The 11,977-nt window shown below is 36.5% G+C and carries 10 protein-coding genes; 3 read left to right on the top strand and 7 right to left on the bottom strand.

Annotation, left to right across the window (positions count from 1 at the left end):
* Position 1: 1 nt before the first annotated feature.
* A complete protein-coding gene (locus tag ABN236_RS11975; RefSeq protein WP_349474071.1) occupies positions 2-1,246 on the top strand; it encodes an MFS transporter in 1,245 nt (414 codons plus the stop codon).
* 58 nt (positions 1,247-1,304) lie between these two features.
* Here ABN236_RS11975 and allS read toward each other — a convergent pair whose 3' ends face one another.
* The 6 genes from allS to ABN236_RS11945 all read right to left on the bottom strand — a co-directional run bounded on the left by allS (position 1,305) and on the right by ABN236_RS11945 (position 7,642).
* A complete protein-coding gene (gene allS / locus ABN236_RS11970) occupies positions 1,305-2,219 on the bottom strand; it encodes an HTH-type transcriptional activator AllS (RefSeq protein ID WP_088494758.1) in 915 nt (304 codons plus the stop codon).
* 380 nt (positions 2,220-2,599) lie between these two features.
* Positions 2,600-3,421 (bottom strand): CPBP family intramembrane glutamic endopeptidase, encoded by an 822-nt coding sequence (locus ABN236_RS11965; RefSeq protein ID WP_349474070.1) that lies wholly within the window; start codon positions 3,419-3,421, stop codon positions 2,600-2,602.
* Positions 3,422-3,750: 329 nt separating this feature from the next.
* On the bottom strand, positions 3,751-4,686 hold the full coding sequence (locus ABN236_RS11960) for a phosphatidate cytidylyltransferase (RefSeq protein ID WP_088494760.1): 936 nt from the start codon (positions 4,684-4,686) through the stop codon (positions 3,751-3,753).
* Complete coding sequence (locus ABN236_RS11955; protein ID WP_311755808.1) at positions 4,673-5,395, bottom strand: lysophospholipid acyltransferase family protein; 723 nt, start codon at positions 5,393-5,395, stop codon at positions 4,673-4,675. Before ABN236_RS11955 ends, ABN236_RS11960 begins: the two co-directional genes overlap by 14 nt.
* A gap of 3 nt (positions 5,396-5,398) precedes the next feature.
* The gene (locus tag ABN236_RS11950; RefSeq protein WP_088494762.1) at positions 5,399-6,061 is read right to left on the bottom strand and encodes a CDP-alcohol phosphatidyltransferase family protein; all 663 of its coding nucleotides are present in this window, start codon (positions 6,059-6,061) and stop codon (positions 5,399-5,401) included.
* Positions 6,062-7,006: 945 nt separating this feature from the next.
* The gene (locus ABN236_RS11945; protein WP_088494763.1) at positions 7,007-7,642 is read right to left on the bottom strand and encodes a response regulator transcription factor; all 636 of its coding nucleotides are present in this window, start codon (positions 7,640-7,642) and stop codon (positions 7,007-7,009) included.
* A gap of 467 nt (positions 7,643-8,109) precedes the next feature.
* On the opposite strand from ABN236_RS11945, the gene ABN236_RS11940 reads away from it, so the two are divergent.
* Positions 8,110-9,105 (top strand): LacI family DNA-binding transcriptional regulator, encoded by a 996-nt coding sequence (locus tag ABN236_RS11940; RefSeq protein ID WP_349474069.1) that lies wholly within the window; start codon positions 8,110-8,112, stop codon positions 9,103-9,105.
* 29 nt (positions 9,106-9,134) lie between these two features.
* On the opposite strand, the gene ABN236_RS11935 is transcribed toward ABN236_RS11940, so the two are convergent.
* A complete protein-coding gene (locus tag ABN236_RS11935) occupies positions 9,135-10,601 on the bottom strand; it encodes a glycoside hydrolase family 32 protein (protein ID WP_349474068.1) in 1,467 nt (488 codons plus the stop codon).
* A gap of 273 nt (positions 10,602-10,874) precedes the next feature.
* Between ABN236_RS11935 and ABN236_RS11930 the strand changes: the two genes are divergently transcribed.
* Positions 10,875-11,822, top strand: coding sequence for a PfkB family carbohydrate kinase (locus ABN236_RS11930; RefSeq protein ID WP_349474067.1), 948 nt, complete (start codon positions 10,875-10,877; stop codon positions 11,820-11,822).
* Positions 11,823-11,977 lie beyond the last annotated feature (155 nt).

Below are 11,977 nucleotides of genomic sequence, written 5' to 3'. Positions count from 1 at the left end.
TATGAACGATGCACAAGTGAATGAGAAAGGCAAAGTCCCTTATTGGGTCAAACTGACCATTATCTTCTTCTTTGGTTGGATTGCGCTGTATGGTAGCCGTGCCATTGTTGGTCCTTTAATGGTAAATATTGGTGCTGAGTTTGATCTGTCTAAAGCTCAACTTGGCTCCATCATGAGTATTTTCTTTATCGGATATACTGCACTAAATATTCCATCAGGCATGATTGGTGACTATTTAGGTAAGAAAAAAGTATTAGTAACAGGTGTTGTTCTCTTTGGTGGATTTACCATCATTGCGGGTATGATGCCAACTTACGTGACCTTTATGTTTGCATGGGTCATGGTGGGGATATTCCAAGGTTTCTATTATGGCCCTCAGTATGGTTTATCTTCAGAAGCGATACCAAAGCATCGTATTACATTAGGTAGTGCGATTATTAATAGTGGTATGGCATTTGGTCTGTCTATTGGTTATTACATCTCAAGTATTTCTGTTGGTGAGATGGGAATGAGCTGGCGTGCTCCGTTCTATATTATTGGTGTGCCAATCATTATCATTGGTTTAGTGATGTTATGGATCATCAAAGATAAGCCAAAAGGACAACCTGCGACAGAAAATGGCGCTCCAAAACAGAAAGTTAAGCTGACATTTAAAGATTTATTTGGTAATCGCAATATCAACCTTGCGTATGTCACCATCTTTTGTTCAATCTATGGCTTCTTTGTATTAGTAACTTGGTTACCGTACTACTTAGAGACTGAGCGTGGAATTACAGGAACTCAAATTTCAACTATCGCATCATTAATGCCATGGTTTGCTATTCCTGGTTCACTTATTTTTAGCTGGGTTTCAGATAAAATTGGTCGTCGTAAACCTGTATTACTGATCATGTTACCGCTGTCATTAGTCGCTATTCTTGCTGTACCAATGTCAGAATCAATGCCTGTATTAATCGGTGCTCTGATCCTTTACGGTATTGTAGGTAAAATCAGTACAAACCCAGTACTTGTTGCTGTGGTTGCAGATAACTCACCGCGACATGCACTAGGTACATCGTTTGGTGTTTATAACTGTATCGGTATGTTGGGCTCTGTTTTTGCACCAACATTAACAGGTTTCTTATCAGACAAAACAGGTAGCATGGACTCTGGTTTCTACTTTGCCGCTATTCTGATTTGTATCGGTATTGTGGCAAGTTTCTTTATTAAAGAAAGCAACAACAATAATGAAGAAGCTAAAGCGTAATACGCTATTTAGATAATCACTGAATAAACAGTAAAAGGGCAAACTTCGGTTTGCCTTTTTAATTTAAAGGATCGTAAAACGATTGCACGCTAGGATGATTTTGCTTAAACAACTCCACTAAATAACTTACCACAGCGCCTTTTTTATCTTCACACCATGCTAATGATAGAGGGGAGTTATGACGACGATTTTTCACTTCTTTTGCAATTAGCTGTCCACTATCAATAAGCGGTTTGCATAAACTTAATGGCAAAAATCCTATTCCCACGCCTTTTAAATGGCAGGCTAATTTGGTGTGTAAATCAGGCACACGAATTTCATGCTGACCTGATAAGCGCCATGCAGTGCGTTTAGAAAGATGACGAGAGGTATCTTCGACGTTTACAGCAGAATACATACGCATTTGGTCATCACTTAATACACCACTAACATTGGCTAAAGGATGATTAGGCGCGACAACAAATTGCCATTGAATTTCGCCCATCGCACAAATGTTAATATTATTCTTAAGGGATTCATTACCAGTAACGCCGATAGCAAAATGATAATCTTCGTTAATAAGCGCATCCCAAACACCCATATAGACTTGGCGAGTAATATGAAACTGAGTAGAAGGAAAGCGTTGATGAAGACAAGCCAACATACTGGCAACCGCAGTGCGATCATAGAGTAGATTATTGATGACAATATTCACTTGATGTTCGACACCCGCGTTCATTTGCTGAAGTTCCACAGGCATTGACTCTAACCATACAATCCATTGACGACATTTTTCTAATAGATATTCGCCCGCGGGTGTCAGTGTAACGGTTCTTGTGGTGCGATTAAAAAGTTGTGTACCAATATTTTCTTCTAATGTTTTTATACGGTAACTAATTGCTGCTGATGTTTTATGAAGCACATCGGCTGCTTTGGTAAAACTTTGGCAATCGGCGACCTGTATAAAGGTACGTATCATTTCTTGGTCTAACATATCTTTTGTCCTGGTAATAAGAGAGGCAAAATATCAGCAGATAATGCTGAACTAAAAAAAGCAAACAGAGCAAAGCTTACCTATTTTTTCTGAGGTCTATACCGCAAAGTAAGACAACTTCTTATCGTGTTAATGGATGTTATTATTTTTGGCTTATTGTTGTTCGCCGTATGAAGTTTTGATTATTTATAGATAAGCGATAAAGCATACTAACAAAAAATTTCATCAGATGATGGGCGCAAATAAGAATATCTGTATTCTATTTGTGTGATTGCTTTCACGTTTCACTCATCCTTTTACTGACGAAGTTAAGATATCAGTAAAAGGTGGTGATAGTTAGAATAAAAAGCAGATCATCACTGAGATGCTAAAAATAGAGATCACGCTATTTTAAATGGATAGGTAAAAAAGAGCAGGTGAGTCAGATTAAGTGCAAAGTGAAAAGCAGTTGAAACCCAAAGCCTACCACTCCACATCCATGCTAATCCATAAATAATACCCGCCAGTGAAGCAAATATAATTAACAGTAATCCGCCTGCAAAATGCGCTAATCCAAAGATAATGGCTGCTATTAATAGCGCAACATAAGGAGGAAGATAACGTGATAATGTTTGTTGAATAACACCTCTAAATAAGGCTTCTTCAGCAAGTGATACAAAAAAGAGGTTAGCGAGAATAAAGGCAGGTAACCACGATGGTAAATGTAATTCAATCGCCAATCCTCCCAGCTTTACAGCGATCAATAATAGTGCAGGAATGGCAATAATTAGCATTGCCCACTGTAATTTATTTGCTTTTTTTAATGGATCGCAGACAAAAAGTGTAGGAATAAAAATCAGAAGAATAAAAGGTAATAATGCTTTATCGGCATTGAAATAAAAAGAAAAAGGGGCGCTTTTCATCCCTATAATGGCATGTGAAAGGTAACGTAAATTGTTAAAACCAGGAATAAGGTGAAAAGTTAATCCACTGGCAATAATAACAAGTGCGAGAATGATGATTGCTCTAAGTAGAGGCTGTTTTTTATAGCGAGAATAGGCGAACGCGAGTAAGAGAATGCTAAAAATAACTGGCAAGGTTTGCCATGTAATAACACCTGTTATAAATGCGCTAAGTGTCGTAAATATCAGTGTAATAAACGCAAGCGCGCGATTGAAACCCAAAAATAATAAAGAAAAAGCAAGAAGTAGCCAAGTGATCATAATTGTAAAGGATCTAAAATAAAAAGGAGCGCTAGGGTAAAAGATAGCAGCCTTCTAGGCTATCATTATAAATAAAAAAGTAGAGAAATCAGACCTGTTTACTCGCTGTATTTTTATTTAATATTTTGATTTATATATAGAATGTATAATATTGATTTTTAATCTAAAATTAAAACAAATGTTTAATTTATATGATGATAGTCAATTCGTGATATTAAATTAGTGAGTTATTAGCATGAGTAAACAGAGAATATAAAAATGCCGATGGTTTAATATCGGCATTTGAGTCTACATTGGGCTAGTTTTATTTTTGATTAAGCAAAGGAAAACTAAACGTAAAAATAGCGAATAACATGGAAGAATATAGGTGCTGCAAAGCAGAGCGAATCCATTCTATCCATCATGCCACCATGACCTTCGATCATCGTACCAAAATCTTTTACGCCACTGTCTCGTTTGATTGCAGACATACATAAACCACCCGCAAAACCTGCCAATGTAATGACTAAAGAGAGTAAAAATGCCGCCCACCATGAGAACGGTGTTGCCCACCATAACATCATGCCAATAAGGCTGGCGGAGATAATTCCACCAAAAAAACCTTCCACTGTTTTATTTGGACTTAATTTAGGCACGATAGGATGTTTGCCAAATAATTTACCAAACACATATTGAAGTACGTCAGAAACTTGCACCACTATCATTAAGAAGAGCAGTAAATTGATATTACGGCCTTCAAAACCTTCTATTGGTAACATTAAAAGTGCAGGCGCATAACTTAGGCAATAAATTGCTATCATCACGCTCCATTGTACTTTTGCCATACGTTCTAAGAAGTGGCGAGTGTCACCTGAAAGTGCCATACGTGTTGGTATTAATAAGAAGGCGTAAACCGGGATAAACACCGCCATTAAGTTATACCATTGCACGCCAACAAGAATGTATTGGATAGGTAATATAACGAAGAAGCACCAAAAGAGCGCTTCATGGTCGCCACGATGTGTGGGCGTTAAGGTGATCAGTTCGCGTAATGCAAGCCATGAGATAATGGTAAATAGGACGACAGAGCCAATTGCTCCAATTCCTATGGCAACACCTGCGATAATACACATTACCCACCACGCGTTGATCCTTGAATTAAGATTAGTGATAGTGGAAGTAGGGCCTTTTACAGCAGCTAAAATAGCACCAATAATGCTGGCGACAATTAAGAAAGAGAAGAGCCCGATAAAGATCCATAGGACTTCATTATTAATACGTTCCATTGTGTAGCTCCTCTAACGCACTTTTTGCTCTTACCAGAAACTCTTGTTTACTTTCATTTTCATGAGTGGAGCCAATAGGAGCACCAAAAATCGCACTGCAAATAACAGGAACAACTAAACGAGAACCTTTAGGGAGGACTCGATTTAAGTTTTCCAGATAAATAGGGACTAATTGCACATTCGGATTTTTACGAGAAAGATGCCAAAGACCCGCTTTAAAATCTTGAATAGATTCGCCGTTACCTCGAGTACCCTCAGGAAAGATAATTAAAGAATCACCTTGGTCTAAAATTTCTTGCATCAGGGCAAGTGCATTGACTTTATTTGGTGTAGATGATGCAGAGTCATTAGTGGGTTGTTCCACGATCTCTTCACAAGCGTTTTCTTCTTGTGGAAAATTCATTTTGGCTGCATGACGAGGAATAAGAATAGCTCTAAAGATGCGACGAGATAAATAACGGCGTAAGCGGTTTTTATTCCAATAATCTTCGGCGGCAACCGGATGAACATAAGGGCGAATATTGGGCGAAAGACAAGACCAAATAACTAAGCCATCAAGATGACTAGAGTGGTTAGCGTAATAAATACAAGGTGTATCTTTCGCAATAGGAGAGGTTTGTTTAGCGCGAATACCCGTTAAGAATCGGCAAATAGAGACTAAAACGGATGATACCACTTTTGCATCTAAAGCAAGTTTTCCATTTTTCATTAATCAGACACCTTGTGCTAAATCCCGTAAAATTCGACGGGTTCTGAAAATTGTGGTCAGCGTTGAACCTAAAATAATAATCCATAATGAAATAAAAAAGAGCCATATTCCCCAAAGACTCGGAATAAATGCAGCAATAACAGAAACAGTGGTTAATAGCGCCATTCGATGTTGTTTTGCCATAGGACCTGTAAATTGTTGGTCTAATCCACAAGCACCACCTAATACGCGAACATAAGCGGTCATTACCGCAAAAAAAGCGCCCACCCAGCTCAACGTAATTGCCGTAGAAAAGTCAGAGGAGAGTCCATAACCGACACCTAGAATAATTAAAGTATCGGCAATTCTGTCAGGTAATTCATTATAGACAGCACCTACTGGGCTTTTCATGCCGCCTTCGACGGCAACCATACCATCTAATAAATTACAAATTAGGCGACCTTGGATCATGATAGCTCCAAGTATCAATAAAATTGAGCGTAATAATCCAGATGTGTAAAAGAGAGCACAAAAGAGTGATAAGCCTGCAAGTAATGCAAATACGACACTAAACACAGAAATACCATTAGGGGTTGCCCCTTTTTGTTGTAAGTAGCGACTGCACTTTGTAGCCCAGTTTGTTTGCCTTGCTTTTATAGGACGACGGTTTTTATCTTGAGCGTTCATTTTTCTTTGTAAAAGGCGAGTTAGGAGGGTATAGCATAAGGGTATTTGTACAAAGTGAGAATAAGAATAAACGTATAAGTTTATCTTATATTTTTTTTATGCCGATTAATTCCATTTTGTTATGCTCATATTAAGACTATAAATCAATCAGTAATAATCATTTGTTTTTCTAGGTGTTAATACTTATTCAAATCTAGTGCATTATACTTACATGATAAGATCATTTAATGATGCTCTTTATTTGAGTATTATTAAGTAGAAATGGTAAATAATGTATTACGTTAATTAAACTATAAAGAGAATAAATTTCTTAAGTAAAAGGGAGTATAAAGGGAAATACTTATTATTATTTCTTATTTTACTGTTTAAATAATCGCAATTAAAACACTTCGATTAGAATATTCTTATAAGTAATTTTTTGTTTAAAATGAAAATCAAAACGCATAAACAGTCTTTAAATGGGCATAAAAAAAAGAGACAGGAATTCCTTTTGTATTATTTTTTAATCATTAATAATTTTCTTCGTAAAATAAGAATAAAGAAAATGAGAAACTAAAAATGAGAATACTCATCTTTATAATAAGTAAAAAATGATTTATATCAAATGAAGAGCTTCATTTATTCTTATATTGCTATTATTAATAAAAAACAATCATAATAGTTATTAATAATAGCGATTATGAAAATAATATATACAAGTGTTTTAAATTGAAATTAAACGAACACTAATGAAAGGGTGGCATCAAAATAAGTTGCCGCCCTTTCTATCGTAGAATGGTGTTTAACGTATTAATTATTCCCATATTAGGTGTAATTCATCCAAAATAGAATATTTTTAGAAGTACAGCTTTCTCTCATTAATAAAATATAATGAAAATAAAACAGGTCATATCGTTATATCGCTAGATAATACAACCCATTGATAAATAGAAATCACATTGTAAATCAACTTGCTCTTAAGTCATATTTCTTAAAGAAATCATATTCTTGAACTAATTGTGGCAGTGATCTTATTTTCAATTTTGTATACATATTTGAACGATGTACTTCAACGGTACGAGGCGATAGAGAAAGTTTTTCTGCCGCTTCTTTGCTCGTATTTCCCTCAAGGATCATCTCCATAACCTCTTTTTCTCTATTAGATAACTTACCAAATTTATCTTTTAAAGATATATATGTTCGGAATTGCTCAACTTCACTTTCATAATGTAGGAAAGATTCCGAGACAATATTAAGAAGTTCATTCACATTTAGAGGGCGAGTTAAATATTCAAAAGCCCCTGATTTAAATGCGCTACGACAACTCTCAATGGAACTATCCCCAGAAATAATAATAACAGGGATGATGTTTCTCAATTTGTTGAGTTCTTTAATCAGTGCAATTGATGGTGCCGCACTGCTTTTTGTATTAATTATGATGCACTCTTTATGAGCTCCTTTTGTCGATGAAAAATAGTATTTCAAGAAAGCCTGTTCATTTGAATAGGTTTTCACATTCGCCGCTAAAGAAGAAAGAACGGCTTTAAGTTGAACTTTTGTACTGTCATCTTCAAAAGTGATTAAGTGGATTATTGATTCCATATGTTGCTCCTGGTTTTACTCTGCTCTTTCACTAAAAGTGAATGAGTAACGAAATTTGACTAATTTATAAGTTTTTTATGTAGGGTGACATTCACGCAACGGAGCCATATTCAGAATATATCAAATTAAAAATGATTAATACTTCTGTATTATATTATAGATAAAATATCAGAACTTTGTTTTGTTTCAATATTTGTATTTTATAGATAAGAATAATTCATTTCTATAATGAAGGAAGGAGATAACTATTATTAATTGTAACTAGGTTTTTTCTCGTAAGTGATTTTAACTATATTAAACTCATTTAATAAGTAAAAAAATAATATATTTAGGTGTCTTTTTATGAGGCAATTAATAGTCGCATTTAGTTACAATTCAATTCCCTTTGTGGCTTTTTGACTTTACTTCTTGTAAAATAGCACTTTATTTCTATTGATCCTTTTTAATAAACCAATCGAGCCAATACTATGGCGTCACTGAAAGATGTAGCTCGACTTGCATCCGTTTCTTTGATGACAGTCTCAAGAGCGATTAATAACCCTGAGTTATTAAAACCAGAAACACTGAAACAAGTCCAAAATGCGATTGATCAACTTAACTATGTTCCAGATTATTCTGCACGAAAAATTCGTGGTCAAGGAACAAAAGTATCATCAATTGGTGTTCTGGCAATTGATACCGCAACGACACCATTTTCTGTGGAAATGATTTTATCGATAGAGCAAACCGCAAGAGAATTTGGCTGGAGTTCATTTGTTGTCAATTTAACTGCGCAAGATTGTTATGAAAATGCCATTTGGCAGCTTTTAGCTCAACGTCCAGATGGCATTATTTATACCACGATGGGCTTGCGTGAAATCACCGTGCATGAAAAGTTGCGTGATAAGAATTTAGTGTTAGCAAACTGCTTGGATAAAACGCACGCTTTTCCAACTTATATTCCCGATGATTATCATGGGCAGTATTTTGCGATGAAAAAGGTCATCGAAAAAGGGTATCGCCGCCCTTTATGCTTCTATATACCTGAAGAGTCTGTTGCAGGTCCTATTCGTCGTAAGGCTGTTGAAGATGCTTGGCAAGAGGCTGGGCTACCATTGGCGAACTTACAACAATATACGATGATGTTTGGAGATGAGCACTATCGTGATGTGATTGAAATATTGAAAAAGCATTGTGTTCAACAAAAAGCAGATTTTGATATTCTCATTTGTGGTAATGACCGTATTGCATTTCTAGCGTATCAAGTTTTACTTTCTATGGGATTACGCATTCCAGAGCAAGTGGCTGTTTTGGGTTATGACAATATGATTGGTACAGGAGAGCTGTTTTATCCACCATTAACAACGGTACAATTGCCTCATTATGAATTAGGTAAAGAAGCGACGTTGCATATCATTCAAGAACGGAACCATAGAGATACAGTACACGTACCTTGCCAATTAGTTGAACGTGAGTCTATTTAAAGACTCACGTCTTACTTAACTTATCAATATCAGTAAATACTATTTAACTGCCAATATTCACCATTAATCAGTGTTGCATCACCGTTCATGGCAAAAAGACGTAATGTACGAGCATCTTGTTGAGCATAATATCGACTGCTAAAGGTGAACTCACCTTTGTTTACAAAGATTTCAATTGATGAGCGATCAATGAAAATACGTAAATTCAATTCACAACCTTCAGGTAATGGAATACTTCGAGCGCCACTGATATTGTGCTGAGGATAATGACGATTAAGAACTAACCGGTGTGATTGATTATCAACAAAGAGCTCAAGTCCTTCACCTAGCCATAAGCCGAATTTTTCAGCGTTACTGTTTAAAGATAATGTTAAGTCGAGTTCGATAGCTGGAGTGTTATCGAATAGCTCTATGGATTGATTACTGAGTGTTAATGGCTGGATAGACTGTTTTTCTTGGCGCAATGATTCGACTTCTTTAACGGGGATCATGCGTAAGCGATTTTTGGATTTATCAAAAGTGATTTCACGAGGGAGCGTAAAACAGCCAGACCAAAATTCAGATTTTGAAGGCATGGGCGAATTCCACATATCCATCCATCCCATAGAAACGCGACGACCATCAGGTGTCGTAAATGATTGTGGCGCATAATAGTCATGGCCATTATCAAGTTCAATAAAATGCCCTTGTGGTTTAAAGGGTTGGTTTGGTGACCACTGACCAATTAATGCACCAGATTGAAAGAGGTTGCGATATTGATAGCCTTCGGCTCGTTTTCCTTGTGGTGAGAAGACGATTGCAAATTCATTTTCTTGGCTAATAGGGAAGAAATCAGGGCACTCCCACATATAGACATTTTTATCATCCGTTTTTCCTAAAACAGTGTAATCATTGTTCCACCGCTGATCTTCCACAAATAAGGTCTCGCTAGAGAAGAGTAGGACTTGTCCTTGATCTTTTTCATCACGAGCACCAACAACCATCCACCATTTACCTTCTTGATACCAAACTTTAGGATCACGAAAATGCATATAACCTTTAGGGGGTTCTAAAACGATCCCTTTTTTCTCAAAATGAATACCATCTTCACTGATAGCAACACATTGCGCTTCATAGATTTGGCTATCATCACCTTCGTCTGCTAACCAGTTGTGTCCTGTATAGAAAAGATAGAGTTTGCCTTCATGGCTAATGGCTGATCCTGAGAAACAACCACTTTTGTCGTAGTCATCCCCTGGTGCTAATGCAATAGGTTGGTGTTGCCAGTGGATCATATCGGTACTTGTGGCATGTCCCCAATGCATAGGTCCCCAATCTTGGGAATAAGGATGGTGCTGATAAAAAGCATGATATAAACCATCATGATAAATAAGACCATTAGGATCGTTTAACCAACCCGCAGGTGCGGCCAAATGAAACTGGGGATAAAATTTATTGCCTCGTTTTTCAATCAAGGTATTTAAGGCTTTTGTTGATTGTTCTAAGCGGTGTTTCATATCATTATCCTTATTATATGTCAGAGTTATTAGTGTGTTTTTAAGATCACTGAAAGGGTAAAGAACAGATGTAATCACACTATTACTCTTGTTGTTAACGATAACATTTCGAGTGAAAAAAATACGATGTATGAGATTGACTTTATCATATTATCTTATTATGTTAACGTTATCAGTGTGGATTTACGAGCAATATCTTTATTTATTCGTTATGAATAGCCATAAAAACAGAATATAGTTAAGAAAAATAATTGCTTATCTTCTGGAGAGATTATGAAAGTCTGGTCTTTAGGTGACGCTGTTGTTGACTTGATCCCATTGCAAAACATGCAATATGAAGCATGTGCTGGTGGTGCGCCAGTCAATGTTGCTGCAGGCGTTGCTAAACTCGGTCAACAAAGTGGTTTTATTGGGCGCGTAGGTGAAGATGCGTTCGGCCATTTTATGCAAAAAACACTGTTTGATCTGGGTGTTGATACTCGTGCAATGGAATTTGATGAGTTTCACCGTACCAGTACTGTTCTTGTCTCTTTACAAGAAAATGGTGAGCGTGATTTTACTTTCTTAGTTGCTGAGTCTGCTGATCAATTTTTAACAGAAAAATCTTTACCTGCATTTGAAAAAGATATTTTGCATTTTTGCTCTTTAGCATTAGTGAATCCCATTTGTCGCTCGACCTTAGATTGTGCGATCAAAAGTATTAAAGAAAGTGATTCACTACTGAGTTTTGATATTAATTTACGTCCTCAAATGTGGCGTGATCATGAAGAAATGCGTGAAGTCATCGATAATTATGCGCATAAAGCAGACATATTAAAATTATCAGAAGATGAGCTAACATGGATGACACAAGAAGTGACATTGAATAATGCACTCAAAAAATTAGAAATTTATCCCGCTCGTTTAAAAGTGATCACTCAAGGCTCTAAAGGTTGTTTAGTTTTAACGCCAAATACGCAAGTTGCATTTAGTGCCTTTACTGTCGAATGTATTGATACAACAGGTGCTGGTGATGCCTTTATGTCCGGTTTGTTAGCTGCGCTTGCTGAATATGGTTTTGCTGAAGATGAACAATATCTATCAAAAATAGTGACGCAAGCGGCTGCTTGTGGCGCTTTAGCCACCACTCAAAAAGGGGCGATAGCTGCGGCACCAAGTCGTAAAAAATTACATGATTTTGTTCAGCAACAACCACCTTTACATGTTAGGGAGATTTTCTAACAACTCACCCATTTTTTCTGGTTGTGGTTTTTACCACGGTTTTCCCTTAATGGTATTTTCCTATTCTCCATTTATAACTACTTTTCTCGGAGTGGTTATTTATGGAGATTTTTTTATCTCGTCTATTCGGTTGTGCTGATGTTTGATCAATCAAT

This window comes from Proteus sp. fly-1013 (assembly GCF_040140245.1).
GTDB lineage: Bacteria > Pseudomonadota > Gammaproteobacteria > Enterobacterales > Enterobacteriaceae > Proteus > Proteus mirabilis_B.
Note: the sequence above shows the minus strand (reverse complement) of the source record. Positions and strands in the feature narration are given on the sequence as shown.

Excerpts from the sequence above, each read along its gene's own strand:
- ABN236_RS11975 (WP_349474071.1), top strand. The coding sequence starts at position 2 with ATGAACGATGCACAAGTGAATGAGAAAGGCAAAGTCCCTTATTGGGTC.
- allS (WP_088494758.1), bottom strand. The coding sequence starts at position 2,219 with ATGTTAGACCAAGAAATGATACGTACCTTTATACAGGTCGCCGATTGC.
- ABN236_RS11965 (WP_349474070.1), bottom strand. The coding sequence starts at position 3,421 with ATGATCACTTGGCTACTTCTTGCTTTTTCTTTATTATTTTTGGGTTTC.
- ABN236_RS11960 (WP_088494760.1), bottom strand. The coding sequence starts at position 4,686 with ATGGAACGTATTAATAATGAAGTCCTATGGATCTTTATCGGGCTCTTC.
- ABN236_RS11955 (WP_311755808.1), bottom strand. The coding sequence starts at position 5,395 with ATGAAAAATGGAAAACTTGCTTTAGATGCAAAAGTGGTATCATCCGTT.
- ABN236_RS11950 (WP_088494762.1), bottom strand. The coding sequence starts at position 6,061 with ATGAACGCTCAAGATAAAAACCGTCGTCCTATAAAAGCAAGGCAAACA.
- ABN236_RS11945 (WP_088494763.1), bottom strand. The coding sequence starts at position 7,642 with ATGGAATCAATAATCCACTTAATCACTTTTGAAGATGACAGTACAAAA.
- ABN236_RS11940 (WP_349474069.1), top strand. The coding sequence starts at position 8,110 with ATGGCGTCACTGAAAGATGTAGCTCGACTTGCATCCGTTTCTTTGATG.
- ABN236_RS11935 (WP_349474068.1), bottom strand. The coding sequence starts at position 10,601 with ATGAAACACCGCTTAGAACAATCAACAAAAGCCTTAAATACCTTGATT.
- ABN236_RS11930 (WP_349474067.1), top strand. The coding sequence starts at position 10,875 with ATGAAAGTCTGGTCTTTAGGTGACGCTGTTGTTGACTTGATCCCATTG.